We start from the raw sequence: 20,692 nt of genomic DNA on the forward strand, positions 1-20,692 counted from the left end.
ACCATTTAAGCCCTAAACATTGTTTGGGGCTTTTTTATTAATCAAAATTGTGATTTCTTTTTATTTCATACTGATTTAATTTTTTATGTAAATAGCTGCGGTCAACTGCTAATGACTTAGCTACTTGAGTGATATTTCCATTAAAAAACTTCAGTTTTTTTATAAGTAATTCACGCTCCATCATAATACGAAACTCTTTTAGACTTACTTCATCATCAATATATACATTATTTTTTTTATTTGTTATTTCATCTGGTAAATCAGACAAAGTAATTTTTTGATCCCCCATGATAAGCATTCTTTCAACAATATTAAGTAATTCCCGTACATTCCCTGGCCAATCATACTGACACATTATAGGGTAACAATTTGTATCGATAGATTTCTGAGCAACACCATTACGTTTACATAATAAATTAATAAAATAATTAACTAATAATGGAATATCACTTCGACGATCACGTAATGCAGGTGAAACAATTGGAATAACGTTGATCCTGTAATATAAATCCTCTCTAAATAAGCCTAATTTTATTTGCTCTTTTAAATCCTTGTGACTCGCAGCTAAAATTCTAACATCAACTTTAGTAACCTTTTCTGATCCTACTTTTTGAATTTCTTTACTTTCGAGTACCCTTAATAAACTTGCTTGAGAAGACATCGGCATGTCTCCAATTTCATCAAGAAATAGCGTACTTTTATCTGCCATTTCAAAAAAACCTTTTTTATGTTGTTCAGCCCCCGTAAAAGCACCTTTAACATGACCAAATAAAGCACTATCAATTAAATTTTCTGGAATTGCCGAACAATTAACTTTTACCAAAAGGTTTTTAGAACGATGGCTTTGTTGGTGAATGCTGTGTGCTATTAACTCTTTACCAGTACCACTTTCTCCAGCAATTAACACTGCGGCTTCAGATTGTGCAACTTTACAAATATCATTACGTAATATCTTCATCAATTTATGATCGCCAAACAACATATCATGCTGTTGTGAACCTTCCAATACTTTCACTCGTGACCTTAAATGATAAAACTCGATACAGTTTTTTAATGTATTAATCAATTTATCTGCACTAAAAGGCTTTTCTAAAAAATCATATGCACCCAACTTCAAAGACTGTACAGCTTCATCTAATGAAGCATTTCCTGAAATAAAAATAACCGGAATATTAATTTTATCATTGCACATTTGTTCAAATAACTTAATACCGCTTTGTTTTCCTAATCTAATATCAATAATTGCGGCATCATAAAGCTCATCATGCATACTTTTTAGCGCCGAACTAGGCTCTGTAAAACTTACAACGGTATAACCTTCAGGAGTCAAACAAGCCTTCATACTACGACAAATATTAACTTCATCATCAACTATGATTATATTTTTATTGTTCATTTAAAATCATCTTATTTATTTATTTATTTATTTATTTATTTATTTATTTATTTTTATAGGTAAACTTATTTTAAATGCAGCACCTTCTAGTATAGATCGACAAATAATATTCCCCCCATGATCTAACACTATTTTCCTCACTATCGCTAAACCTAAACCCATGTTTTCTTTTGTGCTTTTGCTGCTGTAATGCATTTTAAATATGACTTCTGTGTTTGAAATATCAATTGGCATTCCATCATTAAATATTTCAATTGTAATATCAGATTCATTTTCAAGACTTAATATTAACGATATATTTAATTGTTCAGATTCTTGATTAGCCTGAACTGCGTTAGTGATCACATTAATCAAGCATTGGTTAAATAATAAATGATCTATATCTACTGATACATTACTTACTTGAGCTTTAATTTCTAAAGTAAAAACAACATTCGGCCAAGCATTTTGGTGTTGACGAATAAAAGTAGTGCAATATTGTGCAATTTCACAGGACTTGAATACTGGCATTGGCAATTTAGAAAACTGAGAAAAATGGCTGACCATATTTTTAAGTTTATAAATTTCTTCACTGACTACATCTTTTGTATCATTCAAACTTTCTTCAAATACTTTAGGGGTTGTATTTTCATAAGTTCGAGATAAATTACTGACCATCATTTCTATTGGTGTGAGTGGGTTATTTATTTCGTGCGCCAACTTACTTGCTATAGCCTGCCATTCATCAAAATAAACTAGCTCTTGAATTTTTTCTGCCTTTTTGACATCACTTGCAGAAAGAACTTTATATGAACGCGCTACTTTATGACTCAGCCATATCGCTGTTAATAACGATAAAAGTAATACAGCAATGAATAAAACTAAATAATATGTAAGATAAGTATCTTGTAATATTTTCTTTAATAATTGTGGTTTTTCATAAATTAATAATTCATCAGTAGCTTGCAAAAATCGCACTTTATATTCTTTTTGATTATCAGGATCTAATCTTTTTAGAGTTTTTAAATCATCACGATAATTACGCAATAACTGCTGAGTATCAGGTTTAACTACCAAGGCTATTGCGCTATGTAAAACTTCACCTAATAGCCAGTATGACGCTAACAGAGGGCTTACTGCTAACGTCAATATAGCACCTATTAGATAGATATTTATTTGCTTATTTCTCATCTAAAAGATTCTGAATATTAATATCGTTTTTAATAATTTTACTACGCCACAATGCAGGTACTTCATCAGATGACATATATTGCTCTAAAATTTGATCGAATAACTTTTGAAAACGAGGCCTAGCGGCATTTAAATTCTCTGATGAATTATTTGATATATTATCAATCTTTCCTACTTTTAAGGCTCTAGATTCATTAGAAAGTGGAGCTCGGTTGTGCTGACTCTCATTTGAGTTATAGGTATATCCTTGACTAGTAGCGATCCAATTTTGGATTTTTTCTATTCTTTTTGAATTTACTGGGTTCACTAAAATCTGAGCATTTATTTCATAGGTGACATTAGGTTCTAATTGCTTTAAGGCATTAGAACTAAGCATACCAATATTGCTAATAAACTCTCTTAATTCAGAAGCTGTTTTAATAACTTCTAAATGTGAACTTTTTTCACTGGTTGAGGTTTTAATAATATATATTTCATCCCATAGATCATAAGTAATTTGATGGTTTAGTGTAAATATAAATACCTTTTCCCCTTGAACGCTAGCAGATAAATGTAAACTGATATTATTCGGTAAACCACTATTTAATTCTTTGTCTAATATAGACTTTGGATAGTTAATATCAGTCATTTTTATATTCAGTTGCTCATTCTTAACGGACTGTTTAACTGTAATTGCAAATGAAGTGTGACTCATAAAAACAATTAAAACGAGAAGTAATAGCAAAACAGGTTTTAAAAGATAAATCTTCACTATTTATACTCCTGCTTATCATAACCCAGCGTAAAACGATAAATCATGTTATCAGTTTGATGTGTATAACCAGCATTTACATTCAATATCAAAGAGTTTGCATCATGATTAGGCCAAATTGTATTTCCAATTTTTGTGCCTATATACCAACCTGAATAACGACCATTTATTTTGTCAATTGAACTAATGTGTGTAAATCGAGCAGATAATTCACCACCATAACCGTAATTATTAGATGAGTGCTTAGATTGCGTATATATGACACTACTACCTAAAGAGAATATTTTATTCTCAGCTAAATCAAAATTATATTTATAATAAACACTGCCTTCTTCACGTGTTTCAGTTGATGTGATACTGCTAGAAAAAATCTCACCTTGAGTAGGAAATAACGCATCATCTTCAGTATTCCAACCATAACTCATGCTATAAATTTTATGAGCAGAACCAAATGGATTCGATTTCCTGCTTACATCCAAGCTTATATAAGAATGACTAGCAAAACGACGACCTAATGAAAAATCAATATTTGTGAGCTTATATTTTGTTGGTGTAGATATTGAGAAGGCATAAATACCGTTAGAATATAATTTGTTATTTTTTTGTTTATGTGTGTATTTGGATTCACGAATATTTGCACTTAAATAATAACGCGAAGAATCAAATAAGTGAGGATCATAGTAATGTAATGAGAAATCGTAATTATCATTATCTGATTTTGATGGTTCGCTTATGTTTTTTAAATAAAAACTATTGTTCATGAATGAATCGGCTGGGCTTGCTTTAACCTCTGAATTTCCACGCTTGCCAAAAAACATAAAGGATAACTCTTTACCATTACCAAGGAAGTTAAAATCTGTAATTTTAGCATTGATTTGATAATCCGATTGTTTAATATTAGTAGTCACAAAAAAACATGAACTGCTTTCACTGCCTAGGTCAGAGTAACAGTATTGTTCTCTTGATTTTTCTGAATTTTGTTCCGCATATTGATATCCTGCACCTAGGTCATATTGAATGTTACTGGCTTCTGTTATATCAAAGACAACAACAACATGCCCCCGTTGACCTCCTTTTTCTAAATATATGTCTACACTTTTAAATTGAAATAAAGTGCCAAGGCGTAACTTTGCATCAGCAATTTCATCTGTATCTAGAATATCCCCTATTTGTTGATAATATTTTTTAGTAACAAAACTACATTCTGTTGTTTCATTACCATTACATCTAATATCATCGATAACTAATGTGGGTGTGCTTACTTCAGATACATTTTTTGTTTCAATCACCTTTCCCATAACTGAACCAGGCATTAACATTAACAAACAAAAGACAAAAAATAATTTTTTTGCAACAAGGCTGTGCATTTTCATATTATAAATTCCTATTTAAAATTATTGTTAGTTAATGGAATTGCAAAGGATATACCAAAAGAAAACTTAAAACGGTAAATTTATAACTACTTGTTTTATAATGAGAATAAATTAATTTAACTATACTAATTTTAAATACTCTAAAATTCTGTGTGGAGAAAAAACAACACGTGTAAAATAAATACCTCATTTATGAACTGGAAAATTTTCCGTAATATAAACATGCAATTAAACTCAGTCAACCGTTACTGGCTAGCAAATCATGAAATTTATAATAATTTATTTTTCGTTTTGTTATGCAATAAAAATTAGATTTAACAAATCTATGTAAAACACCTTTATATTGAGGTAAATCAGCTAAATCTATCTTTGTAATTGTTATTATTTCTACGTTGTAAGCTTAATGAGAATTAATTATGGAAGAATGGGTTGGTAGTGTTTGGCATAAATATATCACTAAAAAAGCCAGTACAGATTTTGATGATGCTAAAGTAACATTTTCGCAAGTGAGTAAGTCTGCGGGTATGATATTTAGGGCCCTTGGCGGATCTCCTGCAAAACGCATAGAAGCTGCAGCACCTCGCGACTATTTAGTACGGCGCTCATTTTTACAAAAAGTATCAGGGTCACACCATCAACTTAGTTTGGCTTGGCAAGATAAAACGAGCTTGAGGCTGCCAGAGTCTATTGCCGTTTTTCCAACAAAATCTTTAAATAAAGATCTTTATTTATGGCTTGCTGCATTGGCAGCACATTCTGAGGAAAACTTTCAACACTGGGCTAAAGACAATCAGGAAAGAGTACAAAATATTTTACAGGCCTACCCAAGTTTAAATAAACGTTATTTTGCCATGCTAGATGCTTTGCTATTACTTAGACCATCAATCAGTACCTTGCCAAAAGAGCATCAACCACTCGAAAAAGCGGTTATTCAGGCACTTAAAAAACCAGGTTCCGTGAGTGAGTTCCCTATGACTAATTATGCACCTCAGGCCATCTATTTATGGCTTTATCCAAGTGCTAAAGTGCAAATGGCGCCTCCTGTAGATAATAATAAAAATCACGATGAAAAAGAGTCTGTAGAAAATAAACAACAGAGTGATGCTGCACGAAAAAAAACTGAGCGTATACAAGACCCTCAAACACGTGATGGCATGATGATTTTCAGGTTAGAAAATTTATTTTCATGGAGTGAATTTTCAAAAATGAATCGCGCTGAGGATGATACTGAAGATGATGACGCACAAAGAGTGGCTGAAGACCTTGATAAAATCACCTTATCGCAGCAACAAGACCAAAAAAGCGCTAAATTAAAAGTTGATTTAGACCTACCTTGTGCAGCTGAAGATGATATTCCTCTTGGACCTGGTATAAAACTCCCTGAATGGGATTATAAATCTCAACGTTTAAAAGCCGACCGTTGCTTATTACAACCTATGTTACCAAAGAATAGTTTTGCTCAAAAGTTGCCTATTACATTATCTGCTACGGCTAAAAAAATACGTTCTCAGTTTCAGCAATTACAAAGTGTCAAACAATGGTATAAAGCACAACCTCAAGGTGAAGAGCTCGATATATCAGCATGGCTAGACTTTCATATTCAATCAAAGCAAGGCCCTGCCCCAGAAAAAGGTTTATATAGAAGTTTTAAAAGTAACCATAGAGATTTATCTTGCTTACTATTAGCAGATATATCTATGTCAACCGATGCACATATAGACAATACTAATCGCGTAATTGATGTTATTCAAAGTAGCATGTTGCTATTTGGTGAAGCGCTTGAGGCTGTAGGTGATGATTTTGCAATGTACGGATTCTCATCGGTCAAAAGGCATCATGTCAGATTTACTATGCTGAAAAATTTTTCTGAAAAATATACTGATGATGTTCGAGGTCGTATTCAAGCTTTACAACCCGGGTTTTATACTCGCATGGGTGCAGCTATTCGCCAAGCAACTAAGGTATTATCTATACAGAAAAACACACAAAAATTATTACTGATTTTAACCGATGGTAAACCCAATGATATCGATCATTATGAAGGTCGCTTTGGCATTGAAGATACGCATCAGGCCATATTAGAGGCAAAACGTTTAGGGTTAAGACCATTTTGTATAACAATAGATCAGCAAGCTGATGAATATTTACCTTATTTATTTGGCAGTGATGGTTTTACCGTTATTTTAAACCCTACGCAATTGCCAACCAAATTGCCTCAGTTATATCACCAGTTAACAAGCTAGGAGTATTTTATATGATAGAAACCATACATTGCCTTTATTGTGATACTGAAAATACCTTAGCCCAAGGTCAAACTGATTTAAATTCTATATCTCCAAATCAAACAACAACCCAGTCTAAATGTTTAAACTGTGGTATGCCCTTACCTAAATGTCATCCTCATAGCGGTACATACAGAAGGCGCATATTCAGATATGCCTTTTGGCCTATAGCCCTTTTTTGTATTCTTATGATGATTTATTTACCAAGGTAGGTTTAAAGTAGCCAGTTAATTCAATAGGCTTTTAAATTCACGTAACAAAATTTTGATGGATATAAACTGCCTGTTCAAAGAAATGTAGTGGTACAGTCATTTTGGCCACCTAGTTAGAGGTGATATCATTCATCTCAGTATTTTTATAGGTGACACAATGAAGAAAACAGATAGGCAGTTCATTTAATAAACTAATGAGTCTATCAAATAAGTAAAGCTTACAAATTTATTTCATGGGTATAGGAAATTGTCACAGTATAATCATCCTCTATTTCATCTTCACTGACATGGCTAACCATAAAACTAAATCCGCCTTTACTTAAACTGATATTATAATCTTGGTAATCTCTTCCCTTATCATATTCATAGCCGCCTATATGTATTCCTAACTCTACATCTTTTATAGCTTCAAAACTGAAATTTATTTCATAATATGTATCATCACCAAAATCAGAATCCCAGTCACTATCAGCCAAAGTAGAAATACCAATTGAAACAAAATTCCACGAAATTGATGCCATTACCTCAGAGAAGTTGACGTTATCACCATCGGGGTATTCGTAGTATATATAGCCAAAATCATATGAAATATCACCTAGCTTATTGGCAAAACCTGCATATAAATCAACCTCTGTTGATGCATCGGAACCAGATCCGAAGTCTACATTAGAGCCCCATACACCTGCATAAAATCCAGAGTTATGGCTATAATCTAAACCACCTGATACTGCAGGTTTTTTATCGCTTTGTGTAATACCGCGCCATAAATAATTATTTGTAACCCCAACATTAGCAGTCACTCCTCCATCAGCAGATGCATTAAACGAAACCCCTGAAAATAAAGCGCAAACAAAGCTAGCCAAGCATATATAATATTTCATTATCTTCCCTTCTTATTTGAAAAGTATTGTAATTCATACAACTTAGGTAACACTGCTTATTTCGTTACACCACAATAGTTAACTTTAGACCAATTTCTAAATTTATCTCTTTAGTATTTATATTTTATTTTCTTAAGCTTGATTTAGGTCGTATTTCTCAAAATATGTCTGATATACCATAACAGCAGAAATTTTAAGGTTATTGGTTTTCTAAAATGATTCCTGAATTTGGACACTTAGCACTGATCATCGCATTAGCATTTGCAATGTGTTTAAGTACACTTCCGCTGTTTGGCATTTATCTAAAAAACAATACAGTAATGCGTTACGCTTGGCCTTTAACTTATTTTATGTTCATTTTTACTTTAATTAGCATTACTATTTTGGCTTATTGTTTTGTCTTAGATGACTTTTCAGTTAAATATATCGCCAGTCACTCAAACACTCAATTACCCTATTATTTTAAAATAAGTGCCGTTTGGGGCGGACATGAAGGCTCTTTACTCTTTTGGGTATTCTCACTTACTTGTTGGGCTGCCCTTGTTGCTCGATTTAGTAAAAAAATTGACCGTCAATTTATTGCGCAAGTACTATCTGTTATGGGTATGATAGCTGTTGGCTTTATTGCTTTCACTTTATTAACTTCAAACCCATTCGAACGTTTACTACCTAACTTCCCACTTGAAGGACGGGACTTAAACCCTTTATTGCAAGATGTGGGTCTAATATTCCATCCACCTTTGCTGTATCTGGGTTATGTAGGGTTTTCGGTTGTATTTGCATTTGCAATATCTGCTTTGATCAGTGGAAAAATGGACTCTACCTGGGCTAAATGGTCTAGACCTTGGACTATTTCCGCTTGGGGATTTTTAACTTTAGGCATCACACTGGGCAGTTGGTGGGCCTATTATGAACTTGGTTGGGGAGGCTGGTGGTTTTGGGATCCTGTTGAAAACGCATCTTTTATGCCTTGGCTTGTTGGTACAGCCTTATTACACTCTTTGGCTGTTACAGAAAAAAGGGGGATTTTTATAAATTGGACAATATTGCTAGCCATTATTACATTTAGTTTGAGTTTATTAGGCACTTTTTTAGTACGCTCAGGGGTGCTAACTTCCGTTCATTCATTTGCATCAGATCCAACACGTGGCGCATTTATTTTGATTTTACTGGCCATTGCTGTTTCAGGTTCATTACTACTTTTTGCATTTAAAGCCAGTAATATTCAAAATGTTCGTGAGTATGCATTATTTTCTCGAGAAACAACGCTGTTAATCGCAAATATTATCTTAATCATAGCAGCAGCAACTGTGTTACTCGGGACTCTCTATCCCTTACTAATAGATGCATTAGGCATGGGTAAAATATCCGTAGGCCCGCCTTATTTCAACACTGTATTTGTACCTATCATGGCTTTATTATGTGTATTTATGGGGTTTGGTCCTCTTCTTCGATGGAAAAAAACGAAACTCAAAGCATTAAAAAATACGATCAAGCTTATTCTGTTAATCAGTTTAATTTTAGGTTTTTTATTTCCTATTTTATATACAGGGAAATTTAACTTTATTGTTTCTTTGTCTATGTCATTAGCATTTTGGATATTGTTAACAAATATTAAAGCCTTACATGCAGAAAAAAAACGACCTTTAAGTTTATACGGTATGTTTAGTGCGCATATTGGCATTGCCTTTTGTATCATTGGTATCACCTTAGTATCCACCTATGAAAATGAAATTAATGTTCGGATAGCCTTAAATGAACGCGTCGATATATCTGGCTATCAAATTGAATTTAAAGGTATAAAAATGATTGAAGGAGCAAATTATGTTGCCGAACAAGGTTTGATAAATGTATATAAAAACAACCAATTAATCGCCTCACTTCATCCACAGCGACGCAGTTACAATACCCGAGGAATGGGCATGACAGAAGCGGGTATTGATGCAGGGTTATTTCGTGATATTTATGTTGCGCTTGGAGAGCCTTTAGAGTCTTTAAACCCAAAAGAGCAGCCTTGGGCAATTCGCATTAGTTATAAACCTTTTGTTCGCTGGATTTGGCTGGGCGGAATATTTATGGCACTAGGCGCTTTATTTTCTGTATTAGATAAACGTTATTATCGTCAAAAATCTTTGTCTTGTTATAAGAGTTTGACTACTCACAATAGCGTATTAATAAGTCCTCAAAATAAGGAGATAACAAATGAATAAATTAATACGCTTTTTACCCTTATTTTTGGTCATAGCCTTATTTAGCTTTTTATATAAAAGCTTATCAATCAATCCAAAGGTATTACCATCTGCTTTAATTAATAAACCTTTTCCTGAATTTAATTTACCTGATTTATTATCAAGTACACAGCAAGATAGTTTTATAAATAAATCAGATCTAAAAGGAAAAATTATACTGCTAAATGTATGGGCTACTTGGTGCAGTAACTGTAAATATGAACAGCCTTATTTGATGAAACTAGCCCAAAACCCAAGTTATTTTTTATATGGCTTGAACTATAAAGATGATAAACAAGCAGCAATAAACTGGCTCTCCCAGTATAAAAACCCATTTATCAAAACAATTTATGATAAGCAAGGAAGCTTAGGATTAGATTTAGGTGTATACGGTGCACCAGAAACATTTTTAATAGATCAAAGTGGCACAATTCGAAAACGCTACGCAGGTCCAATTGATGAAATCACATGGCAAAAAGAATTTTTAAATTTAGTAAATAAAATAAAAAATGAACAACAAATGATTGCTCTGGAGGATTAAATGAATCAAATAATAAAATTGTGCCTCTTACTCTTATTATCTTACTGTTCGATACATACAACTCAAGCAACTCCAATAGACACTTTTCAATTTAATGATGAACTGACAAAACGCAGATTTAAAAATTTATCACAAGCGCTTCGTTGCCCAAAATGTCAAAACCAAAACTTATCTGACTCAAACTCCCCTATTGCCACAGATCTTCGTTTAACTGTTTACAACCAATTACAACAAGGTAAATCAGATCAACAAATTATAGACTTTATGCTTGCTAGGTATGGTGACTTTGTTTTATATAAACCCAGAATAACAAAAAATACCTATGTATTATGGTTTACCCCTATTGGCTTAATTTTAATGGGATTATGTTTTGTAGTTTTTATCATTAAAAAAAAACCTGTTCAGCAATATGTTCTAACGCAAAAAAATACAGTAATTGAACAGCAAAATAATCACCTTAAAACAATATTAAAATACCCAGTTAACAAAAATAAAAGTGTCTTTTTACCTATGGGATTACTTGGTTTTATTATTATTTTTAGTGGGATTTTGTACCAAAAGATAGGAGCTTATGAACAAGTACAAGCGCAAAAGTTAATGCCAGCAAATATCACAGCAAAAAGAGCCCAAGCGCTATATGATAGAAACAATCAAATAATGACACCTATGATAATGCAGTTGTTAAAAAAATCTCTCTCATTAGACAAAAATGATCCTACAGCCAATTTGCTTTTAGGTATGCATCATTTTTCAAATAAAAAATATAGCTTAGCCGTCAAACGTTGGGAAATGGTCAAAAATAGTAAACGAAATAATATTGATATCACAGCTTTAACTCAAGCTATAAATGAAGCTAAAATAAGAATCCAACAAGGCACTGATGAAACTAAAACACACATTACAATGCAACAAAAAATTGAATTTAACTTAACCCTAAATGTTTCTTTGAGTGATAAAGTGTCTGCAACTTTAAGTGAAAATAAAAACATCTTTGTTTACGCTGTTACAAGAAATGGCGCGCGTATGCCGCTTAGTGTTGTGAAAATAAAATCAACTGAGCTGCCTCAAACAATTATATTTAATAATGAAAATATCATGTTAGATATCGATAGTTTAGCTTCAATCGATTCTGTAAATGTATACGCTGTTTTATCACAATCAGGCAATGCCGGTATAAAAGCCGGAGATTTTAAAGTGCAAAAAAATAATATACCCATTTCACACGTTCAAACTATTGAGTTAATAATAGAAAAACAAGTTGAATGATTTTAAAGTGATAAGTTATGACTTAAATTAAAGCCACTTGCTTAACAGGAAACGCTTGTATTAGATTATCAGCAGGAAAATGATTCTGACTTATTTGAACCTGAACTTGATCATCAAATAATTGCAATAAGTGCCCTTTTGCAATTATCAAGTCTTTATTATTATGATCATAAATATTGACCTCAATACCTAGCCCACTTTGTAGCTTATTATGAAAACTATCGGTTTTAAAATCCGAGATTTTTTCTTGCTCTAGAAAAAAATCAGAGCAAAACTTTTTAGCACGGTTAATAACTTCATCATGTACTTTAATGACATCAACATTTTGTAAAAAGTGCATCAATGCAGTTTCATTATGACTAAATTTTGAGTCTAAATTCGGTAAGTTTTTATTAAATGACCATTGTCGACTAACGTTATAATTTTGCTTATTTTCAGACAAAAAACTTGTTGTCGCACCAGTCATCTTGCTATACCAAGTCATTTTATATGATTTGTTCTGATGCAAAAATAATTTAATTTCAATGGTGCTAAATAATCTTGTTTTTATGCAAGGTAGATTTTCCAATTTATTTCAATTCACATTTTTTATAAAAAACATATATTAATGTCAAAATGTGTAGGAAGTATGGACATATAAGTAACTATTATCTTATTTTAACATCAGGTGTTATATCTGTTTCACCACAACGATTGACAGTTGCGATTTTTTCCCCGCAAGATAAAATTGCGATACAGTTTGAATATTTTCCTCTGACAAATCGCAACAAATACCCAAAACGCCCTAGCTCACTGATTGTTACTTTTTGCGCTAAAGATAGCTTATCGTAGTAGACTCTTTTTTCAACTTGTTGTTCTCGTCTTTCATAGTTTTTATAGGGAAGATCTAAATATGTTCTTGGAACTGATGAATGTGAATTTTGACGCTCAATCAGGTTCTTTAAATTTTGTTCATCATTAGGTACACAGTTCATAGCAATTTCCATGTCAAGTATATGACTCATTGTATTTTTAAATTATGAATTAAATATGGAGTAAACTATTATTTGTATCTAATAAATCATTTTTTAACGTTTGGTTTATGTGTGAAGTAAGGGTTATTACCATTTTTACCCCGCCCAAATCTGAAGATACCGCACTGATCTCGCCCTTTTGTGCTGCCATTAAACCTTTACAAATTGCTAATCCAAGTCCTGCTCCCCCTGTTTTTCTATTTCTAGATGTTTCAACTCGATAAAGCCTCTCAAAAATTAAATCATATTCTGATCCGTTTATACCAGGGCTTGAGTCTTCAAGCGCTATAATCAAATTTTTGTTATCTATTTTGGCTGTTAGCTTTATCTGGCCTGGACTGTGAGTGTATCTCAAGGCGTTATTTACAAGATGGTCTAATACTGACTTTAATTTTGAGATATCAAGCGACAAAACCAATTGCTCGGGTAGATAATTTTCAAAAGACCAAACTAAATTACGCTCTTTAGCTGAGTCGGAAAATTCTTTGCTCCAAAGATTAAGCACCATTGCGATATCAATGTGTGAATAACTTAAATTTACCGCATTAATGTCTAATTGCCCTAGTTGATACAAATTTGAAATAAACGTCTCCATATCGAAGACTTTAAGCGCTAATTTTTGATAACTGGATTTTAAGTCTTCTTCCAATCCATTTTGCAATAATTCGACTTGTAATTTTAAAATAGTAAGGGGGGTTCTTAATTCGTGAGATACATCGACAAGGAATTTATTTTTACTATCAAGCATTTCCTGCATTAAATCAGCATTATGTTGTAGGTGAGCTTGTTTTTGTTGTTCTAATGCTTTTTGTGCAACAAGTTCCCTATTTTCAACTTCAATTAAATGAAGTGATTTCTCATTTTCAATATTGATACGCTCTATATTTAATAGCTTTTGCTGTACTGACCATGCATAACTGAGTAAAGCGGCAGTAAAAGCAAAAATTTCGACTATAAAGCCAATTTTAGTAAAAAATAAAACATTGATATTTGGAGAGTAGAATATATTAAGTGCAAATAATCCTGCAATAATATTGTTGAGTAATACATTGCATATACACCCGAATAAAAAAAATTTTGAAGCCCATAATTTATTTTTAACAGCCCAAATTGCTGTAAAAAGTGGTAACGGGGCTGTGAGAATCGCAATCGAAACGGCTATTTGAATTGAATCTGTTATTAAACAAGTACCAAATAAGATAGTGGTAAATACTATCAGAGCATAATACGCACGATATAAAAACGTTGATTTTCTCTTTAAGTCAAAGATATGCATTGTAAAGTATAAGTAGCTGACATATAAGAGATTAATTAGAATGGGGGGCATAAATGTATTTATTTTTGGAATCTCAGGCCAAACGTATTGATAATTAAAACCTGACGTTTCTGATAAATATAAAGCAATAAGCGTTGAGAATAAGGTGAACGCAATTACTTTAATTTCTGGTTTTAATAATATGTAAATTAAACTAAACAAGCTTATAACGAGGCATAAAATTATAAAAATACTGTTTGAAATTACATGTTTAACAGAGGCTTGCTGTAAATTATTTTCATTATAGAGCTTAAAGTTTAATGGTACATTTATCATATTTTCATAGGCAACAAGCATTATTATTTTTTTTGAATTTTTTGGTGTAAATTTAAAAGTTTGTAATGGGTGGGAATAACCACGTTTATTAAAAGTTTTCTCATCATCAAATACTAAATTCCATTTATTTGGGTGGCTACTTGAGTGTGTGGAATGAAAAGCCTTTAGATAAGGGGCATTGGGAAACTGTGTTTGGATAAAGAGTGGTTGTGTGTATTTTTTACTGATTTCAAACTCTATCTTATACCAGACTCTTTTTGTTGTGCTTGTAAAGTTTTTAGCTGCTAAAGGCTTAAATTTAGGTTTTTGTTGTAATAAATCTTTAGGTGAATCAGCTTCTGAATATACAAAACTGACATATGGCGCTAATACAAAGCCATCAAGTAACTTTTCATCAATGATATTTTGTGCATTTACATTTTTGTGGATTAAAAATATTGCGATAAATACCGTTAATAAATTACGTGCAAATTGTAAACTCAAAAATCACCTTCAAAATTATCTTTAGCCTCATACCCAGATTAAAATAAATCAACCTTGTAATATAAAATCAAGTTTAACGTTCAAATATGGAGCAAATGTGTAGGCTTACTTAACTTAAAAAGTTTTATCATATATACCAAAAAAGGATTAATACTTATAGTATTAATCCTTTGATTTCAGGTAATAAAATTAATTAACGACACTCTGATTTATCAAAATCAACAATAATTGTACTATTTGTCGCACCGCCAGATACTTTAATATATGACCAATATTGGTTGCCTGCCGTTAAGTTGATACAAGTTGCAGTTGAACCTGATGCCGATGCATCCTTATTATTCGCACTTGGCCATCCACCATTTTTATACAATAAATCTAATGTACCTTGACCATGGCCTGTTGTAATTGAAATTGTTTGATGGATTTTCACATCAGGAATACTAAACCACATAACACTTGAATTTCCAAGGCATGTTGCAACACCATTTTCTAAACGACCGCCGGTAACTGCATTTTGCGTTAAGCATGCATTGTCTAAACGAGTTGCAGGACCAGAGACACTCGCATTCGTTGTGCTTAAACTTGTTAATCCATCATTATCTGTCACACGCAAAGTTACAATATACTCTCCTGCAGCAGTATAAATATGCTCAGGGTTTGGATTTATACTTGTTTGTCCGTCTCCAAAATTCCAAAGGTAACTTACGAGTGTACCGTCTGAGTCATTAGAACCGACACTCGTCATATTAATTACTTGACCAGAACTTCCCAAATATGGACCATTTATAATTGCAGTCGGTGCCTTATTTTCTACTTTTATAACTACCTTTGCGGTATCAGTTCCTATGTTATTTTCATTATCTTTTACTGTTAAAGTGGCAATATATGATCCAATAGATGAATATGCATACACAGGGTTAATTTGGTTGCTGGTATTCCCATCACCAAAATCCCATATATAACTGACAATATTGCCATCAGTATCAGCAGATCCCGCACTACTAAATTGAATCGCATTATCTAAAGTGCCAGAATAATCACCATTTGCTTCGGCTAAAGGTAAGCCTGAGTCACCTGCACGTTCATAATACACTCTAAAAGTAACATCACTGTAATCTAAAAATGGTTTGATCATTACATTTAAAGTACCGCCTCCAGTTGTTAATTCACAAAATTCACTTAATCTAGGCGCACTAAAAGGGCCGCAATCAAATGTATTGGTATCTGGTATTGAATTCATACTTACATACATATCAGGATCACCCTGATAACCACCAGCTAAAACAGCAACAACTCTTGTGGCATCCATTGGTATATCAAACTGATATGACTTATCTGCATCTCCTTTGTTCGCTTTTAAATTATTTTCTTCAGCTAAAAAAATACGTTCACAACCTTGGCACAAAGTTTCATCATCAACAGCTAATACTTGCAGTCTTGCATTGCTATAATCAGTGAATGCATCAATTGCACTATGATAATTAACGTTTGATGATGGTGCTGAAATAGTCACAAGCTCTGGTACCCCCGCAGATTTAAAAGAAATAAAATCTGAAACCCATGTATCACCGTTTTTAGAAGGCGCTGTACCTTTTGACACATATAAATCAGGATCTTGTGTATAACCATCTAAATAAAATGCAACTGCTTGAGTACCTTTAGGTATTGTCACTTGATGATTATCAATATTTCCCTTATTGCCTGATAAATTTGTTTGCTCACTGATAACATCACCTGTCGGCGCAATATCTAAACCAGAGCCATCCCAGTAATGGTTACTGGTACTCGTTAAATCACCTAAACCTGTTGATATTAAATTATTATTTGACCATAAAGTTGCACGCGCAGCCCCATGAAGTGCAGCGGTCATTCTTTGTACTTGGCCTTGAGTATACATAGCGTAATTATCAGAATAATGCATGAAGTTTTCTGTATTTGTAGCCTGACCTAAACAGTTTGGAGCATTATCTTGTAAAATACTGCTACTCATTTGCGGTGTATCACAGTTATTATCACCTGTTGCCGCACAAAAAGCGGCTTGATGGATTGAGCAAACATCACCATCAAATGTATGAGGTAAGTTTAACCAATGACCAAATTCATGGGTTAATACACTCCGAAAGTTTTCACTTGCGTTTTTACCTAAATATTTACCGTTATATACAACGCGAGATAACCCCGCTTCTGACATACTCAATTGCGGGTACCAAGCAACACCAGAGTTATTAGTCTTACCATCACTATACAAGTCTTGCTGAATATAAACATTCATGTACTTAAAATTGTCCCAGGCATCAGCTGCAATTTGATTATCAAATTTAGCGCCATCACCATACCCTGATTGTGCATTATGACGAACAATACCATTTGTGACATTGCCAGAAGGGTCTTTTTTAGCTAATACGAATTCAATATTTAAATTCTCGCGAATGGCGCTAAAAGTATCAGAAATTGGGCCATCTAACGTATTTGTCCCTAAAAAATCTTCATTCGTACGATTGAGTCCATCTATAATTTTAGCTTCAGTTAAACACATCGCAGTTTCATCAGTACAATTAAATTCATCCCCATAAACATGTACGACTACGGGTATATAATAACGTCCAGCTACACCATTACCTGTTACAACTTGTGTATTCGTTTCTTTTTTTGATAACGTATTTAATCTAATACTTGCTTGGCTAAATTTATCTTTTAAATCAAATTTATTGCGCTTTTGAATTTGATTCCAATTTTGTGAATTAGTATCTGTACCACATACATTTCCTACGCTCTGTTTTGCCACTTGATTTAAATTAAACTGTGCATTGTCTATTTTAGCGTTTTTTAAACTTGAACCAGCGAGTGCCGTTGCACTTGATAGTGTTAGTAATAACGTCATTAACTTCACTGAATTATTTTTATGTGTCACTGTTATCTCCTCATATTTTATATTTTTGTTTTAATAAATATTTATGTACCAAATATCAGTAGCTTAACCTCTATAGCACGCGAGTTTGATAAAGCTAATATAATAGTTTTAAGAGGTACAAAATGAAATGTATACAATATTCAATATAATATCAACAAAATATTTACATTTATTGATATGTTGCAAAATACGAAAGAGAAAGAGTCATAGAAAAAATAAATTTAAAAGTAGGTAAATACGTATCTCATTATGCGCATAAACTTGAAACACAATTTCGGTTAATAACAAGTCCGACGCTAATGAAACTCTTCGATGTCAAAATAATTAAAAGCAATAAATAACACTAAAATGTGAATATTTATAATGGGAGCTCTAGGTTAGCCGTTCAAAGCGATGTAAGTTACTTTTATTGAATGTTAAATTATGTAGAGAAATAATGTTGGATATTCAAAAGGAGGTTAAAGAATTTAGACTCAGGTATTGTTATAAAGCTTAAAAATAATCACATGAATTATCTGCAAAAATTTATTAAGTTAATCAAATAGAGACACTAATAATAGGCTGTTAATGTGTAAGTCTAAAAGGCGTTTCGAGTCACTCTGCTGCACAGGTAACTCAAACAAATGTAAAATTCCTTAACCTTCAGTCGTATTATTGAGTGTTACACCTTTCATAAAACATTCTAAGGTTTGGTCAGTACACGCTTTATAGTGTTTATTACCTGGTTTTCTGAAAAAAGCACTAATTTCATGTTTACTTAATGTTAAACCGGCTAATTGAAAATGTTTTATTAAGTCTTCAGCTTTCAAGTTTAACGCTATTTTCAGTTTATTTAAGATAATATTGTTATTTAGTTTTTTCGAAAGTCCAGGTAAACCTTTGTCACTCGGGCCGCGTTTATGCACAATATACCCATTCAAAAAAGACTCAAGATTTTCATCATCACACGTTACACACCCTTCATCATCAACTTTTAATACCCAAGATCCAACCTGCTCAGAAGTGACTGTTTTTTCAGCAAGTTTGAAAATTTTAATCATGTCATCTGTAGAATGATCAAAGATTGTATGAATTTTATATAATAAATCGTTATTGGTCATGAATATATTCCATTAAACTATAAGGTATTATGTGATAGTAAAAATAATGGCGCGATTCTAACAGGTTTAGTTCAAACACGTTAGGTTAATGTTTAATTGGTAAAACAATATCAAAACACACGCCTGTTGATGATTGCCCTAAACTGATATCACCAGCAAGTTGCATAGTGATTATTTTTTTTACAACACTTAAACCCAGCCCATGACCTAACTTCATATCTGTCGTAAAAAAAGGATCAAATATTTTATCTGTTAGTTCAGGTGCAATGCCACACCCATTATCACTATATTTAATATGAATTGTATTTTCATGATGAGATATTGTTATTTCAATGTTTTTATCCGTTGTGCTATTGATGAACGCATATAGAATACTATTTTGTATTAAATGATTAACGACTTGGAAGATTAAATTTGGGCATGTATTAAATTTGAGGTTTGCATCACATCTTATTTTAACACTGATATTTTCTTGAGATAATTGAGATAATTGAGATAATTGAGATGATCTCGTTTTTGTTATATTTTCAAAAAAGCTTTTTAAGTTTAATAAAAGAGGCTCATCTTTATTTTGTTGAATTGAAATCTCACGATATTCATCAACTAAATCAGCTGTTATTTTTAGATTCTTTTGAGCAAGTTCAACGCTTGCTGTCATATGAGATAACTGATTACTTAATGTATTCATTGTAAGCGTTTTATTAAGTAAAGATTTATTAACTGACGCTATATTATCTTGGATAACACTTAAACATGTGATCCCCAACCCAATAGGTGTATTGAGATGATGCGCCATTCCCCATACAAGAGAGTCTATACTTGATAGTGCTCTTTCATCAGCTTGCTTTTGTTGCTTTTTAAAGAATAATAATTGTGCTTCAAGGCCTTTTTTAATCTCATTAATTAAGGCAATAAATTTAGGTTCAATTGTTCTTTCTTTTTTATCTAATACACATAAAGTACCAAAAGATTCATTATCATCCGTATTTAAAGGCACGCCATAATAATAAATCATATCTAAAGCAATATCAGGGTTGTTGCACCAATTAGGGTCTGTTAAAGCATTCACAACTTCTAATGGTTTTTGATTTTTGATCACATGTTCACAATACAAACCGGAACCCTCAAAAACTTCAGAGTCTCCAATTGTATAAGGATTAGAGTCTAGGTTGTTTTTTGCAAAAACCTCAATACGTGTTTCACCGTGAAGGTCGGCGTACCCGCACCTACAATAAACCTAAACTAATCGTTAGCCTATAACCCAATTTAAACTTGGGAGAGCATTATGGCCAGGCGAACACTCGAAGATTGGCAAACCATTATTGAAGCGCAGTTGGCCAGTGGCCTGACAATTGTTAAATACTGCGAACAAAATAAAATAAATCCAAAAACCTTTAGTTCACGTAAAGCGACATTAAAACAAAGAGATGCGCAGCCCGGCACCTCTGAACAAAATGGTTTTGTTCAAGTTCAAAGTGATATGAAAACCTCTGC

General features: G+C 32.6%; 17 protein-coding genes. 6 read left to right on the forward strand and 11 right to left on the reverse strand.

All coding sequences use genetic code 11. The features are described from left to right. Positions 1-37 precede the first annotated feature (37 nt). The 4 genes from BM088_RS03595 to BM088_RS03610 are packed head-to-tail and all read right to left on the reverse strand — an operon-like array spanning position 38 to position 4,690. Positions 38-1,396: a sigma-54-dependent transcriptional regulator gene (locus BM088_RS03595; RefSeq protein WP_091980013.1), complete on the reverse strand. Its 1,359-nt coding sequence runs from the start codon at positions 1,394-1,396 to the stop codon at positions 38-40. Positions 1,397-1,435: 39 nt separating this feature from the next. Beyond that, entirely contained in the window at positions 1,436-2,524 is a 1,089-nt protein-coding gene (locus BM088_RS03600; RefSeq protein ID WP_177207942.1) for a sensor histidine kinase, read from the reverse strand. 31 nt (positions 2,525-2,555) lie between these two features. Further along, positions 2,556-3,317, reverse strand: coding sequence for a hypothetical protein (locus tag BM088_RS03605; RefSeq protein ID WP_091980018.1), 762 nt, complete (start codon positions 3,315-3,317; stop codon positions 2,556-2,558). After that, positions 3,317-4,690, reverse strand: coding sequence for a BamA/TamA family outer membrane protein (locus BM088_RS03610; RefSeq protein WP_091980020.1), 1,374 nt, complete (start codon positions 4,688-4,690; stop codon positions 3,317-3,319). The genes BM088_RS03605 and BM088_RS03610 overlap by 1 nt, the downstream gene beginning before the upstream one ends. Before the next feature lie 416 nt (positions 4,691-5,106). Between BM088_RS03610 and BM088_RS03615 the strand changes: the two genes are divergently transcribed. Together BM088_RS03615 and BM088_RS03620 are read left to right on the forward strand one after the other, a co-directional pair. After that, positions 5,107-6,933, forward strand: coding sequence for a nitric oxide reductase activation protein NorD (locus tag BM088_RS03615; protein ID WP_091980022.1), 1,827 nt, complete (start codon positions 5,107-5,109; stop codon positions 6,931-6,933). A gap of 11 nt (positions 6,934-6,944) precedes the next feature. Next, on the forward strand, positions 6,945-7,184 hold the full coding sequence (locus tag BM088_RS03620; protein WP_091980024.1) for a hypothetical protein: 240 nt from the start codon (positions 6,945-6,947) through the stop codon (positions 7,182-7,184). A 218-nt stretch (positions 7,185-7,402) separates the two neighbouring features. On the opposite strand, the gene BM088_RS03625 is transcribed toward BM088_RS03620, so the two are convergent. Further along, on the reverse strand, positions 7,403-8,065 hold the full coding sequence (locus tag BM088_RS03625) for a TorF family putative porin (RefSeq protein WP_091980026.1): 663 nt from the start codon (positions 8,063-8,065) through the stop codon (positions 7,403-7,405). 215 nt (positions 8,066-8,280) lie between these two features. Here BM088_RS03625 and BM088_RS03630 point away from each other — a divergent pair, with 215 nt between their 5' ends. Genes BM088_RS03630 through BM088_RS03640 form a run of 3 tightly spaced genes read left to right on the forward strand, consistent with a single transcriptional unit; the run spans position 8,281 to position 12,100 of the window. After that, positions 8,281-10,275, forward strand: coding sequence for a heme lyase CcmF/NrfE family subunit (locus tag BM088_RS03630; protein ID WP_091980028.1), 1,995 nt, complete (start codon positions 8,281-8,283; stop codon positions 10,273-10,275). Continuing rightward, complete coding sequence (locus BM088_RS03635; protein WP_091980030.1) at positions 10,268-10,834, forward strand: DsbE family thiol:disulfide interchange protein; 567 nt, start codon at positions 10,268-10,270, stop codon at positions 10,832-10,834. The genes BM088_RS03630 and BM088_RS03635 overlap by 8 nt, the downstream gene beginning before the upstream one ends. Then, positions 10,835-12,100, forward strand: coding sequence for a cytochrome c-type biogenesis protein CcmH (locus BM088_RS03640; RefSeq protein WP_091980032.1), 1,266 nt, complete (start codon positions 10,835-10,837; stop codon positions 12,098-12,100). It begins immediately after the preceding gene. Positions 12,101-12,122: 22 nt separating this feature from the next. Here BM088_RS03640 and BM088_RS03645 read toward each other — a convergent pair whose 3' ends face one another. From BM088_RS03645 to BM088_RS03670, 6 genes are all read right to left on the reverse strand, one after another. Beyond that, entirely contained in the window at positions 12,123-12,566 is a 444-nt protein-coding gene (locus BM088_RS03645; RefSeq protein ID WP_091980034.1) for a hypothetical protein, read from the reverse strand. 181 nt (positions 12,567-12,747) lie between these two features. Further along, complete coding sequence (locus tag BM088_RS03650) at positions 12,748-13,074, reverse strand: hypothetical protein (RefSeq protein WP_091980036.1); 327 nt, start codon at positions 13,072-13,074, stop codon at positions 12,748-12,750. A gap of 49 nt (positions 13,075-13,123) precedes the next feature. Beyond that, positions 13,124-15,187 carry a sensor histidine kinase gene (locus tag BM088_RS03655; RefSeq protein ID WP_091980038.1) on the reverse strand — a complete coding sequence of 688 codons (2,064 nt, stop codon included), beginning with the start codon at positions 15,185-15,187 and terminating at the stop codon, positions 13,124-13,126. A gap of 193 nt (positions 15,188-15,380) precedes the next feature. Next, a complete protein-coding gene (locus BM088_RS03660) occupies positions 15,381-18,098 on the reverse strand; it encodes a M43 family zinc metalloprotease (protein ID WP_245763746.1) in 2,718 nt (905 codons plus the stop codon). A 635-nt stretch (positions 18,099-18,733) separates the two neighbouring features. Beyond that, on the reverse strand, positions 18,734-19,198 hold the full coding sequence (locus BM088_RS03665; RefSeq protein ID WP_091980040.1) for a YehS family protein: 465 nt from the start codon (positions 19,196-19,198) through the stop codon (positions 18,734-18,736). Between the two features lie 85 nt (positions 19,199-19,283). Next, positions 19,284-20,312, reverse strand: coding sequence for a GAF domain-containing sensor histidine kinase (locus BM088_RS03670; RefSeq protein WP_091980042.1), 1,029 nt, complete (start codon positions 20,310-20,312; stop codon positions 19,284-19,286). Positions 20,313-20,483: 171 nt separating this feature from the next. Between BM088_RS03670 and tnpA the strand changes: the two genes are divergently transcribed. After that, positions 20,484-20,692: IS66 family insertion sequence element accessory protein TnpA (gene tnpA, locus BM088_RS03675; protein ID WP_425439271.1), on the forward strand; the 209-nt coding region annotated here is incomplete at its 3' end.

It is taken from the genome of Pseudoalteromonas denitrificans DSM 6059 (genome assembly GCF_900112265.1).
Classification (GTDB): domain Bacteria; phylum Pseudomonadota; class Gammaproteobacteria; order Enterobacterales; family Alteromonadaceae; genus Pseudoalteromonas; species Pseudoalteromonas denitrificans.

Excerpts from the sequence above, each read along its gene's own strand:
- BM088_RS03595 (WP_091980013.1), bottom strand. The coding sequence starts at position 1,396 with ATGAACAATAAAAATATAATCATAGTTGATGATGAAGTTAATATTTGT.
- BM088_RS03610 (WP_091980020.1), bottom strand. The coding sequence starts at position 4,690 with ATGAAAATGCACAGCCTTGTTGCAAAAAAATTATTTTTTGTCTTTTGT.
- BM088_RS03615 (WP_091980022.1), top strand. The coding sequence starts at position 5,107 with ATGGAAGAATGGGTTGGTAGTGTTTGGCATAAATATATCACTAAAAAA.
- BM088_RS03620 (WP_091980024.1), top strand. The coding sequence starts at position 6,945 with ATGATAGAAACCATACATTGCCTTTATTGTGATACTGAAAATACCTTA.
- BM088_RS03625 (WP_091980026.1), bottom strand. The coding sequence starts at position 8,065 with ATGAAATATTATATATGCTTGGCTAGCTTTGTTTGCGCTTTATTTTCA.
- BM088_RS03630 (WP_091980028.1), top strand. The coding sequence starts at position 8,281 with ATGATTCCTGAATTTGGACACTTAGCACTGATCATCGCATTAGCATTT.
- BM088_RS03635 (WP_091980030.1), top strand. The coding sequence starts at position 10,268 with ATGAATAAATTAATACGCTTTTTACCCTTATTTTTGGTCATAGCCTTA.
- BM088_RS03640 (WP_091980032.1), top strand. The coding sequence starts at position 10,835 with ATGAATCAAATAATAAAATTGTGCCTCTTACTCTTATTATCTTACTGT.
- BM088_RS03645 (WP_091980034.1), bottom strand. The coding sequence starts at position 12,566 with ATGACTGGTGCGACAACAAGTTTTTTGTCTGAAAATAAGCAAAATTAT.
- BM088_RS03650 (WP_091980036.1), bottom strand. The coding sequence starts at position 13,074 with ATGAACTGTGTACCTAATGATGAACAAAATTTAAAGAACCTGATTGAG.
- BM088_RS03665 (WP_091980040.1), bottom strand. The coding sequence starts at position 19,198 with ATGACCAATAACGATTTATTATATAAAATTCATACAATCTTTGATCAT.